The organism is Capnocytophaga sp. H4358 (genome assembly GCF_002302515.1).
Taxonomy (GTDB): Bacteria; Bacteroidota; Bacteroidia; order Flavobacteriales; family Flavobacteriaceae; genus Capnocytophaga; species Capnocytophaga canis.
In genome coordinates this window covers 914,523-935,399 of record NZ_CP022380.1, presented here as the reverse complement: position 1 = coordinate 935,399, position 20,877 = coordinate 914,523, and the positions used below count along the sequence as shown (strand labels likewise).

Below are 20,877 nucleotides of genomic sequence, written 5' to 3'. Positions count from 1 at the left end.
AAAAATATGGTGGTCAATTCGAAGAGATAAGGGATGGAAAACCTGTTTGCGTAGTAGAAATAGATGAACTACATGGTTATGTAAAGTCAAAAAAAACTACTGTTGGATTTAGATTGCAGTTGATATAGAGGGGAAAACGACACCTTGATTTCGTTGTCGGGAATATAGGAACAGAAACGGTATTAGAACTTGGGAAAAATAGAGCTAGTGGAAAAAAGTGTATTGTATCGATTGTAGGAAATTTAGGAAAGTGGTAGGTAAGACTATGATAACAAAGCTAAAAAATATCGTAACTCAAGAAGGATTTGTTAAATATTTTAAAAATACATCTTGGTTACTTTTGGAAAAGATAATCCGAATGGGGTTGGGCTTATTTGTTAGTGTTTGGATTACACGATATTTGGGTAAAGAACAATTCGGTACATTTTCTTATGTGCAGTCATTGGTGGGGATTTTTTCTATTTTTACTACGTTAGGCTTAGACAGCTTACTCATAAGAGAGTTTGTTGATAAAAAAATAGACGAAGCCAAGTTATTTGGTACGGTATTTATACTGCGTTTGTTAGGTACTATTTTTGTGTATGTAGCTTTGTTTTTGGCATTCAATTACGTTATAGCTGACCGATCTGTTGAGATATTTGTGTATGTAATGGCTTTGACCTTGTTTTTCCAAATATTTCAGATTTTCGATTTTTATTTTAAGAGCAGAGTCATAACAAAATATTTTGTCATAGCAAGTACGATTGCCTTTGTCATATCAATTGCCTTAAGGATATATTTTATTCAATCACAAAAACCTTTGATTTATTTTTTATGGGCAATTGTCGTTGAAGCTTTCGTTTTAGCTTTATTTTTGATTTATTTTTATATTAGAAAAGGAGAAACGCCTATTAAAAGATTTATTTTTGACAAGCATATAGCCACAAAACTTTTAGGAGAGAGTTGGCCTTGGATTATCAGTGCTTTTGTGCTAGTCTTGTACTTGAAGATGGATCAATTGATGTTAAAACATTTTTTGGGAGATGCTCAAGTAGGAATTTATGCAGCTGCATCAAAATTAAGTGAAATATGGGCTTTTGTCCCTACTATAGTGTGTTCGTCGTTGTTTCCTGCTATCATCAATGCAAAGTCTGTCTCTGAAGAAAAATACTACAACCGATTACAAGCCTTATACGATCTTATGGTATGGGGGGCGATCTTGTTGGCAATTCCAATTACTTTACTTGCTGATAATATTACTAATATGCTATATGGGCAGGAATATGTAGATTCTTCTTTTGTACTTAAAGTGCATATTTGGACAGGGATTTTTACATTTTTTGGCAGTGCGTGGTTTAATTGGGTTGTAATTGAAAAATATCAAAAAACAGGTTTGTATATGAGCATACTTTCTTTGATAGCCAATTTTGTGATGAATTATTTTGTGATTCCTATATATGGGGCAAAAGGAGCGGTGATTACTACTCTGATTACGTATAGTTTGAGCCACATTTTTTTTGCTTTATTTTTTGAAAATCAAAAAAAGGCTGTCAAAATGTTTTGGAATACGTTTAATTTAAAAAGAATATATTATGAGATACGCAGTAGTCTTCGCAGCTGATGATAGTTACATACAGCACTTTTGTGTATGTCTGAAATCGTTATTAGTCAATAATTATGATATTCCCTTTGAGGTATATTTGCTAAACAAAGGTATCTCAGAGCAAAGTAATATTTATATACAACAAATTATACAAGGACATAGTGCCACTTTTAAGAATATTATTATTGATGATTCTATTTTCTCAGAATTGCACACAGGAGTAGAACATCTCAATATTGCGGCTTATTACAGATTAGCCATACCTCAACTCATAGATGCTGAAAGAGTTTTATATCTTGATAGCGATATGGTTGTTACGGATTCATTAAAAGAACTTTTCGAGATAGATTTTAATGATAAATATTTATTAGCCATAGAGGAAATTGGTAGTAGAGATTTTCTCGATGAAGAAAAGAAAAAATTAGGAATGGATATTGATGCAAGGTATTTTAACTCAGGAGTGATGATGATAAATTGTTCAAAATGGAGAGAAGATGGGTTGTGTAAAAAAATAATAGATTGGAGTATAGTGAATACTGAAAAAATATCTTTTGCCGATCAAGATGGTTTAAATGCTGTTATAAATGGTACATGGAAGTCAATTTCTATCAGGTACAATATTCAAACGAGTCTTTTATTGAAAGAAAAAATAACAGTTGAAGAGAAAGAGGCTATAGATAAACCTTGTATAGTTCATTATACAGGTGGGTATCCTAATAAACCTTGGTTTTTGGCAAATACAAATCCTTTTAAAAAAGAGTATTGGAAATACTTGAAAAAGACGCCATTTGCAAATTATAAACCCTCTGATTATAAAGGATTTGTTTTTCATAGGTTGTGGAGTCCATTTAAAGAAAAGATACTTCGGTTATTTTAAGTGGAATAGTCAAAAAAAATACCACGGAATACTTATAAAATTATGTACGATGAAATTTAGAACACCTATACTTTTTTTAATTTTTAATAGACCGGATACTACATCACGAGTATTTGAAGAGATAAAAAAGATAAAGCCCTCTTATCTATATGTAGCTTGTGATGGAGCTAGAAAAGAAAGAGAGGGAGAAGAAGAGAGGGTAAAAAACACACGAGATGTAGTTATTAAAAACATTGATTGGGAATGTGAGGTTAAAACTCTGTTCAGAGAAGAAAATTTGGGATGTAGAGAGGCTGTAAGTTCTGCTATTACGTGGTTTTTTGACAATGAAGAAATGGGAATTATTTTAGAAGATGATTGTTTGCCAAGCCAGAGTTTTTTTCCTTTCTGTGAAGAGCTTTTGTCTCGATATAGAGATGATACTAGGGTTTGGCTTGTTGGGGGAACAAACTTCTTATCCGAAGTAACTTCCAAAAACGAAGAAAGCTATTATTTTTCAAAATATGACAGAAGTTGGGGGTGGGCATCTTGGCGTCGTGCTTGGGAAAATTACGATAAAGAAATGAAAAATTGGCCAAAAATTAAAAAGGAAAAATATTTGGAGAATATACTTTATAGTAAAAAAGAAGCAGACATATTTACTAGAGAATTTGACGCTGTGTATGGGGGAAAGATTGATACTTGGGATTATCAATGGCTATATACGATCTTGATTAATAGTGGAAAAAGTATTATCCCTAATGTTAACCTGATATCGAATATTGGTTTCGGAGATAATGCAACTCATACTTTTGATTCAGAGCATCCTTATGCAAATTTAAAGCGTGGAGAAATTAAATTTCCTCTTGTTCACCCCACATATGTAGTTGAAAATTTTCGAAATGATATTTTGTGGAGTAATACTCTTGTCCGACAGAAAAAGAATGCAGTGCGAATTGTGTTGGAAATGATACAAAAAGGGAGGATAATAGATATTTTCAAAAAAATAATTCGTAAATTGAAATGAAAATACTACATATAAACACAACTGATATAGAAGGAGGAGCAGCTCGTGCAGCGTATCGTTTGCATAGAGCGTTACTTGAAAATGAAGTGGATAGTCAAATGTTGGTTCAGTATAAGAAAAGTGATGACTATACGGTACATACTGTAAATAAAACCAAATTGGGTAAGTTTTTTTGTGTTTTACGCTCCTTTCTCGACTCGCTCCCATTAAAGCTGTTTTATAAAAATAGGACAAAAACACCTTTCTCTCCTGCCTGGGTACCTTTTAGCAAGGTGGTTGGAAGGATTAATGAACTTAACCCCGATATAGTTCATTTACATTGGATAAATGGAGGGATGTTACCCATAGAGGATTTGGCTAAAATAAAAAAAACAATTGTTTGGACATTACACGATATGTGGGCATTTACTGGGGGGGAACATATTGATGAAGGACAAGGGCATTATCTTGAAAAATGTGGTTTTTCAAAAGTACTTGGCTCAAGCAAGGAAAATGACCTAAGTCGAAAAGGATGGGAACGAAAAAATAAAACGTATTCCAAAATAGAGAGACTGATTGTTATTAGTCCAAGTCGCTGGATATATCAGGAAGCACAAAAAAGCTCTTTGTTAAAAAATAAAAGTCACATTCATTTGCCAAATGTGCTTAAGACTTGTGTTTTTAAACCTATTGATAAAGAAGTGGTCAGGGGTTTATGGGGTATTCCTAAGGAGAAGAAAATCATTTTGTTTGGAGCAATGGGAGCTACTTCCGATCCCAATAAGGGGTATGATTTGCTGATGAAAGCTATAAAACAATTATCAATAGAAAATGCCGAAATAGTTGTTTTCGGTAGTTCAAAACCGCTATACGAAGAGAAGTTAAATTATAAAACCACCTATGTAGGGCGGTTGTATGATGATGTGAGTTTGGTGACCCTATATAATTGTGCAGATGTTATGATTGTGTCGAGTAAACAAGAAAATCTCCCGCAAACTGTTACGGAGGCAATGGCTTGTGGTGTGCCTGTTGTAGCGTTTAATACAACGGGTATACCTACGATTATTGACCATAAAATAGATGGGTATTTGGCTTCGCCGTTTGATAGCGAGGATTTAAAGAACGGAATAGAATGGGTTTTAAACAATGAAAACTACGAACAACTCTCTAAAAATGCCAGAGAAAAAATTGAGAGGCATTTTTCAAACGAAGTTTTAATTTCTAAATATATAAGTCTTTACAAAAAGTGTCTCAATGAAAAATAATATCCCCTTAATTTCTGTCGTTACCGTTTCATATAACGCTGTGAGTACTATTGAGGAAACCATTTTGTCGGTTATTAACCAAACTTATCCCAACATTGAGTATATCATCATAGACGGAGGAAGTACTGATGGTACACTTGACATTATCAAAAAATACGAAGATAAAATTGCCTATTGGGTTAGTGAACCTGATAAAGGAATTTATGACGCAATGAATAAGGGAATTCAAAAGGTAAGTGGAGAGTGGATAAATTTTATGAATTCGGGAGATGAGTTTTATGATAGAGATATTTTAAACAGAATTTTTCTTTATGGTGATTGGAGTAAAACAGATGTTATTTGTGGTGATGTTTCTATAAAATATCCAAAGAGAGAAGTAGTAAAAAAAATGTTGCCAATGCAAGATATAGAAAAGGGAATGGTTTTTTGTCATCAAAGTTCTTTTACCAGAACAGAATTGCATAGAAACAAACTATTCAATTTAACATATAAAATTTGTGCTGACTATGATTTTTTCTTGCAAGTTTACAGGGAAGGATATTCGTTTAGCTACATAAACGAGACTATTTCAAAATTTCTGTACGGAGGGCTTTCATCTGATTCGATGATAAGTTTGCTGGTTGAGGTATGGCATATTTCAGGAAAGAAATATAACAAGCATTTTATGTATGTGATTATGAGAGAATTTTTGTTAGGTAAAATTAGGAGGTATTATTTAGAAAGATAATGTTCTATATTATAAATTTATTTATATCCGTAGGGTTGTGTCTATTGTCTTCAAATCATAGATTGAATGAATTGAGTCGTGTTTATGCTTTATTTCTTTTTTCGTTATTGTGGATCTTGGTAGTTGGTGGGCAATACGATGTAGGGGCAGATTATTTTTCGTATTTAGGTATTTTTACTCCCGATACTAAAGCAATAGATTTTTATTCTCACACAGGTGAAATTGGTTTTTATTGGTTTGTAAAGTTTTTGTTTTATATAGGTGTAGAAGGGCAACATATTTTTTTTATATTAGCCATGTTATGGGTGCTGTTGTTTTTACTAATAATTTCAAAGGTTACACAGTTTAGGCAATACGCTCTTTTTTTCTTTCTAATAGTTTGTTTTAATGGTGTTTTTCACAACCAGATGAATGGTTTGAGACAGTTTACTGCGATGTATATACTAACCTATGGGGTAGTGCTATTTGTTTATAAAAGGGCTTGGTTGCCATTTATTATTTGTATATTATTAGCTCAATCTATTCACCAGTATGTCTTTTTGGCGGTGATAGCCATATTGATAGTTTTATTCCTGAGAAAAGTATTTGACAATAGCGAAAGAATGTTAATGATATTAATATTCTGTTTCATTGTTTCATTTATTGATATCAATCAATTAATATTAGATATGGTGGCATATACAACTATAGGTAGTGCGGTTTACTTGAATTCTGGATTTGGGAATTTTGATATCCCTATAACAGCTAAACTTGTTAAATACGTTCTTATGTTTACATATGTGTACGCTATTGTTAACTATAGAAAGATTAATTTATCTGAAAATCAGAAAAAACTTTTTATACTTGGTATTGTAGGGGAATTTTTAACGATTTTGTCTCTGAATAATTTTATTTTACAAAGAGTGAATATGTATTTTAATATTATTTCGCTTTTTCCTATATTTTTTCTATTGACAAACATGAAAAATAGTAATAATCGAGTAATAATATTATTGTTTTTATTAATTATTTATACTGTAAAAGTTACTATTTTTGCAGATAAAGAATATGTATATGAATCTATTTTTTTTAATTAGGTATGTTGGAAAATAAATACAAAATATCAGTTATTGTACCTGTTTATAAGGCTGAAAAATTTGTACAAAGGTGTGTATATTCGTTACTTAATCAAGACTTAGATAGGGTAGAGTTTATATTCATAAATGACGGTACACCTGATAAAAGTTTTCAAATAATAAGGCAAATAACGTCGCAAAGTCATAGAAACGGAGATGTTGTGTTACTTGAAAATAAAAAAAACATAGGAATTGCTCAAACAAGGCGAAAAGGAATGCTTGAGGCTACAGGTAAGTATGTGATTCAAATAGATTCGGATGATTGGGTAGAACCTACAATGTTAAGTTCTTTGTATGCTAAAATAGAAGAAGAGGGAAGTGATGTTGTAGTATGCGACTATTACATAAGCTATAAAACAACAGAACGATACATGAGAGAGGAATACAAAAAGGATATTGAATATAATATTAAAAACATGATGCTTGGTAACCTTCATCCAAGTTTTTGTACCACATTAATACGGAGAGCATTTTATATGGAAAATGACTTGATTCCTACAGGGGAAATTAACATGGGAGAAGATATAGAAACAATGTTAAGATTGTTTTCACTTACCTCAAAAGTATCATACTTACCAAAAGCTTTTCTGCATTACACTCAATATAATACTTTGTCATTAACCAAAACGATGGGTGAATCATCTATCAACGATGCGATTGTATTTATTAGTAAACTGGAGGATTTTGTTAGAAAAAGCGAGATTAACTATGAACAAGAATTTTGTTCAATGATTGTGTTTTACAAAAAAGTGTTTACACTCAATAAAAGATATACAAAATATTTTTATACAATTTATCCAGAAGCAAACAAGTTTAAATATATTTTTATGTATAAAAGTTATGGATTGCCCCAAAAGATAGCAATGTCTTTTATGTTAATAAAAATGCCATTTGTCACAAGGGCTATCTATAAAACACATATGTGGATTAGAAAAAAAATAAGGTCATAAGTTTATGCAAGAAAATTTAGTATCAATAATAACTCCAATGTATAACGGAGCCAAATATGTACGACAGACCATAGAATCCGTACTAGCTCAAACTTATCAAGATTGGGAAATGCTAATCGTAGATGATGGTTCAAAAGATAACTCGGCGGAAATTGTCAAAGAACATACCATAAAAGATAAGCGGATTAAGCTTATCCAACAGAAAAATGGAGGTTCAGCTTCTGCACGTAACAACGCTTTACGAAATGCACAAGGTCGGTACATTTGCTTTTTAGATTCAGATGATTTACTAGAGTCTTCTTTTTTTGAAAAACAGCTTAGTTTTCTCAAAGAAAAAAATGCAGCTTTAGTATTTGCCTCCTATAACCGAGTAGATGAAAATGGAACTAAAAAATTAAAACCTTTTATAGTTCCTGAAAAAGTTACCTATAATTCTCTTCTAAAAACATGTCCTATATCTTGTTTAACAAGTGTTTATGACAAAAGCATAGTAGGGGAACAATTTTTTAGAGAAGAATTAAAAAGTTTGAGAGATGATTTTGCTTTTTGGTTAGAAATGCTAAAAAAAATTAAAGTTGCTTATGGTAATAAAGAAGTATTGGCGTCTTATCGTGTTTTTGCATCAAGCACAACGGGAAATAAAAAGAAAGTAATAAAGCCTCAATTTCTTGTTTATTATAAAGTTGAAAAGTTAGGGCTTTTCAAGAGTTTATATTATTTAGCACATTGGGCAATTAACGGATTTTTTAAATATAAAAGGTAAAATATGGATTTAATTGTAGGAGCAGGTATTTCTGGAATTGCATACGCAACTTTCACCGACAATGATTATTTGATGATAGATAAAGACCAAGAAATTGGAGGCTATTGTAAAACCATCAAAAGAAATGGGTATGTATGGGATTATTCTGGGCATTTCTTTCATTTTAGAGATGAAAAACTAAAAGAATTAGTTTGTAGGCACATAGCATCCGAAACACTTAAAACAGTAAAAAAAGTAACAAAAATATATTACAAAGGTAAATATATTGATTTTCCTTTTCAAAAAAATATTCATCAGCTTGAAAAACACGAGTTTATAGAGTGTTTATATGACCTGTTTAATACAGAAAGTATTCAGGTAAAAACATTTAAAGATATGGTTTATGCTAATTTGGGTAAAAGTATATCTGACAAGTTTTTAATCCCATATAATGAAAAACTCTATGCTTGTGATTTGAATAACTTAGATGCAGAGGCTATGGGACGTTTTTTTCCAAAAGCAAATAAAGAAGAGATTATTTTGAATTTCAAGAAAGAGAATAATAGTTCATACAATGATAATTTTGTTTATTCATCACAGGGAGCAATAGAATATGTTAATTCCCTATTTAGGAATGTAAAACAAGAAAATGTTTTTTTACAAGAAGAACTACAACGAATAGATATAGTAAATAAGGTTGCATATACAAGCAAAAGAGAAATTTCTTATGATAGGCTTATTTCAACAATGCCTTTCCCTAAGTTGCTCAAATTGTGTGATATTGGTTATGATGAGTCCATCTTTACTTGGAACAAAGTAATGGTATTTAACTTAGGGTTTGATAAAAAAGGGAAGGACAAGGAAAGTAGTTGGGTGTATGTTCCCGATAAAGATATTTGTTTTTATCGTTTGGGGTACTATGACAATATCATAAAGTCGGATAGAATGTCTTTATACGTGGAGCTTGGTTTTACAAAGGATGCCGTCATAGGAGATACAGAAAAGGTTTTGGAACGTGTTCTTTCTGACTTAAAGAAAATAGGTGTTGTTGCCGATGAACAATTGGTGGATTACCATAGCGTGGTGATGGATCCTGCTTATGTTCATATTAATAAGGAAAGCACGAAAGTAGTTGAGAAACTAAAAAAAGAACTATCAAACAGTGACATACATTCTATCGGACGTTATGGAAGTTGGACGTATTGTTCCATAGAGGATAATATTATGGAAGCAAGAGAGCTTGTTAAAAAAATAAATCCTTAAAAAAACACTTTCAATTTAGTTGTATTTATACCTTAAAAAAATATGTCAAAAAAAGCGCTTATCACAGGAATTACGGGGCAAGACGGTGCATATCTCGCAGAATATTTGCTCAAAAAAGGGTATGAGGTACATGGAATGAAAAGAAGAAGTTCGCTTTTCAACACCGATAGAATTGATCATATATATCAAGACCCTCACGTAGAAAACAGAAATCTGATATTGCACTATGGTGACCTCACCGATAGCATGAATATCACCAAAATTATTCAGGAAGTACAACCTGACGAGATTTACAATTTGGCGGCGATGAGCCACGTCCACGTGAGTTTTCAAACCCCTGAATATGTAGGTAATGCAGATGGCTTGGGAACACTTCGTATATTGGAAGCAGTTCGTCTTTTAGGGTTAACTGGAAAAACACGAATTTATCAGGCTTCAACTTCCGAATTGTACGGATTGGTACAGGAGGTTCCCCAATCAGAAAAAACACCTTTTTACCCACGCTCACCTTATGCAGTTGCCAAAATGTATGCTTATTGGATTACTGTAAATTACCGCGAGGCATATAATATGCACGCATCCAATGGGATACTATTCAATCACGAATCTCCCATACGAGGAGAAACTTTTGTAACTCGAAAAATCACTCGTGCGTTAAGTCGTATCGCTTTAGGGATGCAAGATAAGGTGTATATGGGAAATCTTAGCTCTCAACGCGATTGGGGACATGCCAAAGACTATATTAGAGCAATGCATTTGATCTTACAACAGGAAAAACCGAGCGATTATGTAATTGCAACTGGAATTACCACTTCCATACGTGATTTTATTATTTTATCAGCCAAAGAAATAGGATTAACGATTGAGTATCAAGGAGAGGGAGTTGATGAGGTAGGATATTTTACGGCTATTGATAAAACTGTTTTTTCAGAAAAAGTAGGTGAGAAGTACATTTCAAATATTGAGAATAAAATAAAAAGTAAAGCAGAAATTGTGTTAGTCGATCCGAAATATTTCCGACCTACAGAAGTTGATTTACTTATAGGGGACCCTACCAAATCTAAAACAGTTTTAGGTTGGGAACCAAAATACGACCTTAAAGGGTTGGTAGCGGATATGATGCAAAGCGATATAAAGTTGTTTAAACGAGATGCTTACCTCAAAGAAGGAGGCTTCACAATAATGAATTATTTTGAGTAATAAGAAAATTTTTGTTTCGGGTTGTTACGATATGTTGCACTCGGGACACGTTGCTTTTTTTGAAGAAGCATCGCAGTTAGGAGATCTATATGTTGGAATTGGTTCAGATAGAACTATTCAGGAACTCAAAGCTCGAAAAACGATAAATCCAGAGCAGGAGCGTCTTTATATGGTTAAATCGTTGCGTTTCGTAAAAGATGCTTGGATAAATTCAGGTTCAGGAATCTTAGATTTTAAGGAAGATATGCTTCGTCTAAAACCTGATGTTTTGTTTGTTAATGAGGACGGACACTCTCCAGCCAAGGAGGCTTTGTGCAAAGAATTAGGGGTTGAATATCACGTAAGTAAGCGTATTCCTCATGGGAATCTACCTGCTCGAAGTACAACAGCTTTGCGAAAAGAATGTTTGATTCCCTATCGGATAGATTTGGCAGGAGGATGGCTTGATCAACCTTCCGTATCGAAATTCTGTCCAGGGCCTGTGATAACCATATGCATAGAACCTGATTATGAATTTAATGATCGAAGTGGGATGTCCACTAGTACTCGCAAAAAAGCGATAGAGCTTTGGCACACAGATATTCCTGAAGGAGATAAAGAACATCTCGCAAAAATACTGTTTTCCTATGAAAATTTCCCAGGGGAAGACTATATTAGTGGTTCACAAGATGCTTTGGGGATTGTACTCCCAGGACTGAATTATTATTGGTATGATGGTGGATTTTGGCCAGAAAAAATAGAGAAAAATCTGTCCGAAGATCTACTTGTATGGATAGAAAACCATTTATACTTATTACCCTTACAACCACGGCATAGTGAATTACATGTCACTGAAGGGGCGGATATCTCTCCTGAAAAGGTTAAAAAGCTTTCAGATGCGGCACAGCAATTTTGGGATGCTCTATTAGCAAAAGATATTAATGCTACAGGGGAAGCAATGATAGCTTCATTTGAAGCTCAAACTTCCTTGTATCCCAATATGTTAAATGAGGAAATTAAACAAGAAATAGCTACTTTGCCTAAATCTGCAGTAGGGTACAAACTAAGTGGAGCGGGTGGAGGAGGCTATTTAGTAGTTTTATCCGAAATACCCATTGAAAAAGCCTTAAAGGTAAGGATAAGAAGGTAGAATGAAATGCTTCGGGAGAGGTTAAACAACACAAATAGAGCCATATATAGGAACATACACTTAGACAAATAAAGTTAAAATCATGAAAAAAGACGCAAAGATATACGTTGCAGGACATCAAGGTTTAGTGGGGTCTGCTATTTGGAAAAATCTTGAAAATAAAGGTTTTGTCAATTTGATAGGCAGAACTAGTTCCCAATTAGACTTGACTAATTCCCAAGATGTGGCTAATTTTTTTCACGAAGAAAAACCTGAATATGTTTTTTTGGCAGCAGCAAAGGTAGGAGGCATTTTAGCTAATAATACTTATCGAGCTGATTTCATCTACCAAAATTTGATGATACAAAATAATGTGATTCATCACGCATACAAAAACGGAGTGAAAAAGTTACTTTTCTTAGGAAGTACATGCATTTATCCTAAGGAAGCTCCACAACCAATGCCCGAGGATTGCCTTTTGACTTCACCTTTGGAGTACACCAATGAGCCTTATGCCATAGCTAAAATTGCGGGTATAAAAATGTGTGAAAGTTACAATTTGCAATACGGCACAAACTTTATTTCAGTAATGCCAACCAACCTTTATGGACCAAACGATAACTTTCATTTAGAAAAATCACACGTTTTACCGGCGATGATCCGAAAAATTCACTTAGCGAAAGCATTACTTAAAAATGATTGGGAAGCTCTTGCTATGGATTTAAACAAACGTCCAGTGGAAGGTATTTCAGGAAAAAACTCTCAGCAGGAAATCAAAGCAATCCTTGAAAAATATGGTATTTTCGGTGATAGAGTTATTCTTTGGGGAACAGGAATGCCCATGAGAGAGTTTTTATGGAGCGAGGATATGGCAGATGCATGTGTTTTTGTCATGCAACATATAAATTTTAATGATACGTATGACAAAAATACAACTGAAATTCGTAATACTCACATCAATATTGGCACAGGAAAAGATATTACTATCAATGAATTAGCACAATTGATAAAAAAAACAATCGGGTTTTCAGGAGAAATACATTTCGATACTTCAAAACCCGACGGAACAATGAAAAAGTTAACCAATCCTTCAAAGTTACACCAACTAGGTTGGAAACATTCCATAGAGCTAGAGCAAGGAATCGAACTGATGTATGCGTACTATTTGAGATAAAAATCTTAAATTCCTTAGTTTGGAATTTTTAGAAATTATTTATACTTTAGCTACCTTAAAACAGAGTTATACATAATGGACAGAGAATTGAGAATTTCGGTTATCGGCAGTGGAAGTTGGGGAACCGCTCTCACAAAGATATTAACATATAACGTCTCAAAAGTATGCTGGTATGTTCACAACGAAGTTGCTATTGAGCATATTAAAGAAACTTCACGAAATTTGAACTACTTGAGCGATGTGGAATTTGATACCGACAGATTGATTTTAACCAACGACATCAACGAGGCGGTTGCCTACGGAAATTGTTTAGTACTTGTTACACCATCTGCTTTTTTAAGTTCTGAATTAAGTAAACTTACTGTATCCTTGGAAGATAAAACCATCTTCTCGGCTATCAAAGGGATTGAACCGAACAGCGGACTTATCGTAGGGGAATATTTACATAAATTTTATAATGTCCCGTACAGCAATATAGGCGTAATCGCAGGGCCTTGCCACGCAGAGGAAGTGGCTTTAGAACGCTTATCTTACCTAACAATAGCTTGTATTGACAAACAAAAGGCTAAAATCTTTGCCGAAGCAATGACAACATATTTCGTAAAGACAAAAGTTTCTGATGATGTTATCGGTATAGAATACGCTGCAGTGCTGAAAAATATTTACGCTATCGCTGCTGGAATTGCACATGGACTGGGATATGGTGACAATTTTCAAAGTGTACTGATGAGTAATTCCATACGTGAGATGAGACGATACATTAAACGCATCCATAAAATCAAACGAAATATTAACAATTCAGCTTATTTGGGAGATTTGCTTGTAACGGGATATTCGCTTTTCAGTAGAAACCGAACTTTCGGAAGCATGGTAGGCAAGGGATACACGGTGAAAAGTACTATGATGGAAATGAATATGGTTGCCGAAGGGTATTATGCCGTGAAAAGTGCATATAAGATTAATAATAGCCACAAAAAGAAAAGTCACACTCCAATTTTAGATGCTGTCTATCAGATTTTATATGAAAATAGACGAGCTAAAAAAGTTTTTGCTGAATTAGTGAATCATTTAGATTAATCTTTTAAACATATATACATATGAAAAAATATTTTTACACGTTCCCTTTGGCACTTGCTTTACTGTTTGGATGCAATCAGTCCCATGAGCCAAAGTCCACTTCAACGGAGGAAACTTCTGTATCAAAAAATAAGGAGTTTACCTTTTCCACATGGATAACCTATAAACCTGAACGTACTGATGAGAGTTACCACGAGGAATTTAAAAAATACAAGACACATGGTATTTCCGAAGTACTGGTAAATACCGAAGCCGATGTAGAAGGATTAAAACGTTTGGTTCCGATAGCCAAAGAAGAAGGAATCAAATTACACGCTTGGATAATGACTGTAAACCGCCCTGGAGACAAAGAAGCTTTGCAACACCCTGAGTGGTACATGGTCAGTCGTGAAGGAAAATCCTGCTTTGACCATCGCCCATACGTGGATTACTATCAATGGCTTTGCCCCACTCGGAAAGAATCACGTGAGCATATTCTGAAACTGGTGAGTAATTTGGCGGATGTTGAAGACATCGCAAGTGTACACCTTGATTACATCCGTTTTCCAGATATTTATCTGCCCATCGGGTTGTTGCCCAATTACAACTTGGTTCAAGAGGAAGAATTACCGCAGTTCGATTTCTGTTATTGTGATGTTTGTGTGTCCGAATTCGAGAAAACTCACCACAAAAATCCGCGAAAATTCAAAAAACCTGCCCTTGATTTGGAATGGAAACAATTTCGTTTAAATAGAATCCGCGATTTGGTTAACGATGCCGCTGAAATTGTACATAATAAAGGTAAAAAAATAACCGCAGCTGTATTTCCTTACCCAGAAATGGCGGGTCAAATGGTGCGTCAGCGTTGGGACAAATGGAATGTTGATCGTGTCTATCCTATGATTTATCACAATTTCTATAACGAAGAAGTCGACTGGGTTGGTTTTGCTACACAACAAGGAGTTGAAGATATGAAAGGCAAAGAAACAGAACTTCACACAGGGATTTACGTACCTCCTATATCTGCTCAAGAACTAAAACAAGCTATCGAACATGCCAAGGCAAGCGGAGCTACAGGAGTTTCATTCTACGATGGTCCAGATATTTCGGAAGATCAATTAAAAGTAATTCAGGAACTTAGTAGATAAGCTATTCTGAATACAAAAATTATATTCAAAGTTTTACATCATAAACCTCTGAAAAAACAACACTTTCAGAGGTTTTAAATTTATTCTTAATAATTCGATACGAATTTAAGCCCCACGATGGAACCTATCAACGTAGTAATAAAAAAAAAAGAAGCTGGTTCTTTAAAAATTAAAATACCTAATAAAGCTGTCCCTACAGCTCCAATTCCTGTCCAAACAGCATAGGCCGTACCTAACGGAAGAGTTTGTGTAGCTTTCGTAAGTAAGTACATACTAACAAAAGTACAAGTAGCAAACCCCGCATACCAAGCGTAAGAAACATTCCCTACAGTCATCTTGGCTTTTCCCAAACAAAAAGTGAAAGCCACTTCAAACAACCCCGCAATGACAAGTATTATCCAATTCATTATAAGTATTTTAGGTATTTATCTTTTTAAATTTGGCAAAAAGTACGCTATTAATCCAATCAACGGTAAAAAAGAACATAAGCCATACACGAAGTAAATATCGGTAAGATCTATGACTTTTCCTAACACAGCCGACGCCAGTCCACCCATTCCGAAAGCAAAACCATAGAAAAACCCTGAAATCATACCGATTTTCTTGGGCAACAATTCTTGTACGTACACTAAAATAGCAGGAAAAGCAGATGAGATAATAATCCCGATAAGTACTATCAAAATAGCTGTCCAAGTTTCATTTGCATACGGAAGCAGAATAGCAAAAGGAGCAGCTCCTAAAATAGAAAACCAAATCACAAATTTACGCCCAACTTTATCACCAAAAATTCCTCCGAGTAAGGTACCCAAAGCGGCAGCACCCAAAAAGTAAAACAAATACATTTGAGCCTGTACTTCGGAGACTCCAAACTTCTGAATGACATAAAATTGGAAATAATTCGTAATCCCAGCGGTATAAAAATATTTTGAAAATATAAGTACCATCAAAATTACTACCGACATATTTATCTGAAAAGGAGTTAAATTAGGTAGAACTACTTCCTTTTTCTTAGTCTTCCGATGTATCTTTAGTACATTACTTCGCCATTTTCCAACAAAAGCTAAAATGATGATGGCAATAAAAGCGAAAACCAAAAACCAAAGGCTATAAATTCTTCCATTGGGAATAATAATCAAAGCTATGAGCAAAGGTGCAATAGCGGTTCCTGAATTCCCTCCTAATTGAAAGATGGACTGTGCTAAACTACGTTTTCCTCCCGAAGCTAAGAAGGCCACTCTCGATGATTCAGGGTGAAATATAGAAGATCCTGTTCCTACCAACAAAACTGCGACCAACACCCAAGCATAGCTAGATGAGTAAGCTAAAGTAATAATTCCCAAGGCAGTGATAAACATTCCGAAAACCTGTGCATAGGGCATAGGGCGTTTGTCAATGTAATTGCCTACTAAGGGTTGAAAAATGGAAGCCGAGATTTGATAACAAAATGTAATGATCCCTATTTGGGTCATTGTCAAACCGAATTCTTGTTTCAATTGCGGATAACTTGCGGTGATAACCGCCTGAAGTAAATCATTGAGCATATGAGCTATTGCAATTGCAAAAAGAATGGAGTAGACAGTTTTAGGTCTTGTTTGTTCCATAAATACATTAAAATAAAAAACCTTAACTTGTTGGTAAGTTAAGGTTTTAGGTTGTGCGGGTGAAGGGACTCGAACCCCCACGCCGTGAAGCACCAGATCCTAAGTCTGGCGTGTCTACCAATTTCACCACACCCGCAAGTGGTGTTTTGCGGTTGCAAATATACGTATTTTTTTTATAACACCAAATTTTATTTAAAAAAGATTTTTAATTTCTAAAAAAATACGCGTTTTACCATCCTCCAACCCCATTCTTAACCAGAATTTTGTTTAATATTTTCCCTTCAATTAGCTTCTCTATTTTTTATTTTTTTTATAAATTTGCGAGTTGATAATATAAAATATGGCTCCAATATACAACCAATTATTAATTCCTTACATAATTGCGATGGCGTTGGCTATTACGATGGGAGGAAGTGGAACAGCTCCTGCATTTTCTGCAAGTTACGGAGCCGATGTGATTCGTAAAAGCTTGATTCCAGGTATATTTGGTATAGCAGTATTTTTGGGAGCTTTCATCGCGGGAAAGAATACGGCAAGTACTATGGGAGGTGGTATTCTTGATGCAAACTATATGACCTTCGTAGTAGTTTCAATCGCTTTATTTTCAGTGGCTATCACATTGTTAGTCTCCAACATTTTAGGAATTCCTCAATCAACAAGTCAAGCTGCCGTTCTTTCAATCGCTGCACCTGCATTCTACTTCGGAAAGTTAGACACCGTTAAATTGTTTGCTGAAATTATTCCGTCATGGTTTGTACTTCCCATCATAGCTTATTTCTTGTCGTACTTAGCAGGAAAATACATCTACAAACCTATGCGAAGACGTGGTTTGACCATGCTCAGAGCTCAAAATGAGAATTTAAGACCCGTTTGGAGTACTATTTTAATTTTAATGTCGGTATATGTGTCCTTCGCCATCGGATCAAACAACGTGGCTAATGCTGCAGGGCCTATTTCAACAATGACTATCAACGAATTAGGCCTAAAAACAGAAAGCGACTTTACTGTAATACTGATGTTGTCGGCGTTGATTATTGCACCTTGCTTTGGTATCGGAAGCTCCCTATTCGGTCATAAAATCGTTAAAAACACAGGCAAAGAAATCATCTTATTTGGAAAGTTTGAAGCTGTAATCATTGCATTTATTTCAGGAAGTCTACTCTTATTAGCCTCTTTAGTTAAAGGAATTCCAACTTCCTTAGTTCAAATGAATGTAGCAGCAATTTTAGGTATTGGCGTGGCAAAAATGGGAGCTAAAAATATCTTCCGTAAGTCTCAAGTGAAACGCTTTTTCACCATGTGGATGATTGCTCCCACAATCTGTTTCTTCCTTTCTTTACTTTTAATCTATTTAGCAGATATATATGGATTCATTCTGCTACATTGATAAACTTCATATTCCGCGAAAGGTTTCAAAAGTATGAAAACTTTGATAGTGGCTTTAATAGTTCTAATCACTATACTAGTTACTATCTGTTTAAATAAGATTCTTTTGCTTTTTTGATTTGTACCAAACGATAGTTTTCCGTGGATATTGGAAAGGTTGCCAATTGGTTTTCACCGATTATTTTTTGTAATTCAATGATAACACTGTCGGCTGAATCTCGGTTTTGAAGCCCGTGAATTACGAACCACGTTTCCTTGACGTTATATACATCTTGTGAAATGCTGATTTTATCTGAAATTACTTTCAATTTTTCGACAAGTTGCGTCTTTATTACTTCTCTTCTACCTTGTGGAATATCCATCAATACGACTTTCCACGAACTAGCCTTAGCATCATCAACAAACGATTCTTTCTCAACGTCAATTAGATTTTCTAAAAGCTCTTTAGCTTGATTACTTTCGTTCGTCTCAGGGTAGTTCATCTGTATTTTTAAAAGCTCCTCTCGATACGGTAAGATACCTTCCAAACGAGCAACAACATTTGCCCGAAGCATATCCAGTTTTGAAGCCATAGCTGTTTCCCTAAATGTGGTACCTTCCTCGTTCAATCGCTGTAAAACCTCGACTATTTTACCGTTATTAAACTCTACGGTAAGCTCTTGTAAAAACTGTTGAGCTTCTAAATCACGTTGTTTTCGTGAGGTGTCATTCCCTTGCAGAAGCTGTGCATAATCTGATTGTGGATAACGTCCCAACAAGTGATTTTTCACAGTTTCCGCCTTTGGACTATTCAAATATCGGTAATTCTTATAAAGTTCATAGAGCACTGCAGACTCAACAATTGGTTCTGGGTTAAATCCAAGTACTCGCTCCAATCGATCAATAGCCAACTCGCTATCATTAAATTTAGCTTTGTACAAAATCCCTAATTGAAGTAACGCCTGATTTCTATCTCTTTCCAAACGTTTTATTTCTTCCTCATTTTTAGGTAATTGTGATAAATAAAAATCGGGGGTTATATCTTTTTTAGGTACATTTTCCTCTCGCCCTGTGGTGGCTGGATTTGTTTCTATTTCTGTTTGTTGTTTTGCAGACCAACGCCAATTATCTTCCAATTTTCGATTTCCCCAATACTGCTGAAATTGTTGCTTTCCGTAGGCAACCGCCATAGGATTGTAAAAATAAAATTTTCCTCCTTTTGTCTCAGTCGCGTTTTGCAAAGAAAAGCCCATGCCTTGATTAATTGTTGAGGAACTCTTCATTTTTTGTTCTGTTTTTTTCTTTAGAGAATCAATATGTCTTTGAAAAAATGCAACTCTATCGCTATCCGACATTTTAATGATTTTCAGAATACTATCATTTTGTTTTACAGTATATTCTAATTCGGTGATTTTTGCTAAGTTTTCTTTCTTCCGCTCCACATAAAGATGTTCAAACGTATGCTCAGGAATATAAGCTAAGGTACTATCCAAATGGTGATATGCTCCTGTATAATCCTTCTGCTCAAAAAAAATATCTGCTAAACGTTCATGAGTTTTAGCTTTCAACGGATTGTTTTCCTTATTATTTTTTAAAGACCTGCGGTAGTACTCAATAGCCATTCTCCTACTATTCTCTTCAATGAGAAAAGCGTGAGTGAAATAAAGTACGTCCAAATAATCTTTATGTTCGTACCGATTTTCTAATTTAGTCAAATACGTTAGAAATTCCGTTTTCTCCTCGGGAGTAAAATCTCTGTTACGAGCTTTTCCTGCCTGAGCCTCAACCCATAGTTTACGAGGAATTTTCCAATTTAGTTTCACAACCTTTTCAAAAGCTATCGTTGCAGAATCACGTTGCTTTTGGTGCTCATAGAGTTGAGCGGCAATAAAATAATATCTCCCACGGAGTGTTTTGCTGGATGTATATTTACCTGCTAAATAAAGTGATTCGGCTGCCTCAGGATACATTTTTTGATTGATATACGCCTGACCCAAAGTAGCATAGGCTTCAGCTCGATCTCTTTTGCGTAACTTTTCTTTAGAAAGTAGTTCATTCAACTTTTCAATAGCAATTTTATCTTTGCCTAAACGCATATTGGTCTTTTGTGCCCATATCGCAGACTCGTTAATGCGTTCACTCTTCCCATAATTAGTAAGTAGGTGATTAAACGCCTCCAAAGCTGGTAAAAACCGTTCGTTGTAGTAACGAGCCTTACCAAGCAAGATATAGGCATCGTCAATCTTGTAGTTACGTTGTTCGCCTTTAAATACCATCGAGTGAAGTTGAATAGTTTTGATGGCTTTTTCTTCAGCACGTTCAAAATTTGGGTTCTCAACCCCTTCCAACTGAACTTTACCCGTCATACGTATGGGTTCTACTGGCAACAACTGACTGAAATCATCCTGATATTGCTCATGCAACTGTTTCAACCCCGATTCAAAAGCCTCTTCTCCATTGAAAAGCACATTGTATTTGGTTACAATCGGCTGCATCTGTCGATTGTAATAGGTATTTGCTTTGGTTGTACAAGCGTTGATTATCAATAAAATAGATATAAAAAAGACAGTATATATAAGACGATACTTCATTTTGACATTTTTACCAAGTCACGAAGTTACTATTTTTTCGGAAATAAAAAAGCAAAATCAGTCATAATATGTTGTTAAATCGAATTTACATATTGGCTTACAAGCTTTTAAAAAAACAATCCAGATAC

Annotated in this window: 18 protein-coding genes and 1 tRNA gene; 15 read left to right on the top strand and 4 right to left on the bottom strand. The window is 34.5% G+C overall.

The annotated features are described in order from the left end of the window. The first annotated feature begins 265 nt into the window (after window positions 1-265). The 14 genes from CGC49_RS03990 (at window position 266) to CGC49_RS03925 (ending at window position 15,192) form a co-directional block, all read left to right on the top strand. Window positions 266-1,600 (top strand): flippase, encoded by a 1,335-nt coding sequence (locus tag CGC49_RS03990; protein WP_095911890.1) that lies wholly within the window; start codon window positions 266-268, stop codon window positions 1,598-1,600. Next, window positions 1,572-2,459, top strand: a complete 888-nt coding sequence (locus CGC49_RS03985; protein WP_095911889.1) for a glycosyltransferase family 8 protein — start codon at window positions 1,572-1,574, stop codon at window positions 2,457-2,459. Before CGC49_RS03990 ends, CGC49_RS03985 begins: the two co-directional genes overlap by 29 nt. 49 nt (window positions 2,460-2,508) lie before the next feature. Further along, complete coding sequence (locus CGC49_RS03980) at window positions 2,509-3,465, top strand: nucleotide-diphospho-sugar transferase (protein WP_095911888.1); 957 nt, start codon at window positions 2,509-2,511, stop codon at window positions 3,463-3,465. Beyond that, a complete protein-coding gene (locus CGC49_RS03975) occupies window positions 3,462-4,709 on the top strand; it encodes a glycosyltransferase family 4 protein (RefSeq protein ID WP_095911887.1) in 1,248 nt (415 codons plus the stop codon). The genes CGC49_RS03980 and CGC49_RS03975 overlap by 4 nt, the downstream gene beginning before the upstream one ends. Then, entirely contained in the window at window positions 4,699-5,436 is a 738-nt protein-coding gene (locus CGC49_RS03970; protein ID WP_042343606.1) for a glycosyltransferase family 2 protein, read from the top strand. Before CGC49_RS03975 ends, CGC49_RS03970 begins: the two co-directional genes overlap by 11 nt. 62 nt (window positions 5,437-5,498) lie before the next feature. Continuing rightward, entirely contained in the window at window positions 5,499-6,512 is a 1,014-nt protein-coding gene (locus CGC49_RS03965; RefSeq protein WP_157908990.1) for an EpsG family protein, read from the top strand. 2 nt (window positions 6,513-6,514) lie between these two features. Further along, a complete protein-coding gene (locus CGC49_RS03960) occupies window positions 6,515-7,501 on the top strand; it encodes a glycosyltransferase family 2 protein (protein WP_042343612.1) in 987 nt (328 codons plus the stop codon). 4 nt (window positions 7,502-7,505) lie between these two features. Then, window positions 7,506-8,264 (top strand): glycosyltransferase family 2 protein, encoded by a 759-nt coding sequence (locus CGC49_RS03955; protein WP_095911886.1) that lies wholly within the window; start codon window positions 7,506-7,508, stop codon window positions 8,262-8,264. Between the two features lie 3 nt (window positions 8,265-8,267). After that, window positions 8,268-9,506 carry an NAD(P)/FAD-dependent oxidoreductase gene (locus CGC49_RS03950; protein WP_042343617.1) on the top strand — a complete coding sequence of 413 codons (1,239 nt, stop codon included), beginning with the start codon at window positions 8,268-8,270 and terminating at the stop codon, window positions 9,504-9,506. 42 nt (window positions 9,507-9,548) lie between these two features. Beyond that, complete coding sequence (gene gmd, locus CGC49_RS03945; protein WP_042343619.1) at window positions 9,549-10,706, top strand: GDP-mannose 4,6-dehydratase; 1,158 nt, start codon at window positions 9,549-9,551, stop codon at window positions 10,704-10,706. Continuing rightward, a complete protein-coding gene (locus CGC49_RS03940) occupies window positions 10,699-11,835 on the top strand; it encodes an adenylyltransferase/cytidyltransferase family protein (RefSeq protein WP_082021451.1) in 1,137 nt (378 codons plus the stop codon). The genes gmd and CGC49_RS03940 overlap by 8 nt, the downstream gene beginning before the upstream one ends. 82 nt (window positions 11,836-11,917) lie before the next feature. Continuing rightward, window positions 11,918-12,988 carry a GDP-L-fucose synthase gene (locus CGC49_RS03935; protein WP_095911885.1) on the top strand — a complete coding sequence of 357 codons (1,071 nt, stop codon included), beginning with the start codon at window positions 11,918-11,920 and terminating at the stop codon, window positions 12,986-12,988. Window positions 12,989-13,063: 75 nt separating this feature from the next. Further along, window positions 13,064-14,065 carry an NAD(P)H-dependent glycerol-3-phosphate dehydrogenase gene (locus tag CGC49_RS03930; protein WP_095911884.1) on the top strand — a complete coding sequence of 334 codons (1,002 nt, stop codon included), beginning with the start codon at window positions 13,064-13,066 and terminating at the stop codon, window positions 14,063-14,065. Between the two features lie 20 nt (window positions 14,066-14,085). Next, window positions 14,086-15,192 carry a putative glycoside hydrolase gene (locus CGC49_RS03925; RefSeq protein WP_095911883.1) on the top strand — a complete coding sequence of 369 codons (1,107 nt, stop codon included), beginning with the start codon at window positions 14,086-14,088 and terminating at the stop codon, window positions 15,190-15,192. 86 nt (window positions 15,193-15,278) lie between these two features. Here the strand turns inward: CGC49_RS03925 and CGC49_RS03920 are convergent, their stop codons facing one another. From CGC49_RS03920 to CGC49_RS03910, 3 genes are all read right to left on the bottom strand, one after another. Beyond that, window positions 15,279-15,599 carry a multidrug efflux SMR transporter gene (locus CGC49_RS03920; RefSeq protein WP_095911882.1) on the bottom strand — a complete coding sequence of 107 codons (321 nt, stop codon included), beginning with the start codon at window positions 15,597-15,599 and terminating at the stop codon, window positions 15,279-15,281. An 18-nt stretch (window positions 15,600-15,617) separates the two neighbouring features. Beyond that, a complete protein-coding gene (locus CGC49_RS03915; RefSeq protein ID WP_042343711.1) occupies window positions 15,618-16,793 on the bottom strand; it encodes an MFS transporter in 1,176 nt (391 codons plus the stop codon). A gap of 54 nt (window positions 16,794-16,847) precedes the next feature. Beyond that, window positions 16,848-16,929: transfer RNA gene (locus tag CGC49_RS03910), tRNA-Leu, on the bottom strand. 204 nt (window positions 16,930-17,133) lie between these two features. On the opposite strand from CGC49_RS03910, the gene CGC49_RS03905 reads away from it, so the two are divergent. Further along, window positions 17,134-18,180: an inorganic phosphate transporter gene (locus CGC49_RS03905; RefSeq protein ID WP_042007593.1), complete on the top strand. Its 1,047-nt coding sequence runs from the start codon at window positions 17,134-17,136 to the stop codon at window positions 18,178-18,180. Between the two features lie 82 nt (window positions 18,181-18,262). Here CGC49_RS03905 and CGC49_RS03900 read toward each other — a convergent pair whose 3' ends face one another. Beyond that, the gene (locus CGC49_RS03900) at window positions 18,263-20,749 is read right to left on the bottom strand and encodes a lipopolysaccharide assembly protein LapB (RefSeq protein ID WP_095911881.1); all 2,487 of its coding nucleotides are present in this window, start codon (window positions 20,747-20,749) and stop codon (window positions 18,263-18,265) included. Window positions 20,750-20,877 lie beyond the last annotated feature (128 nt).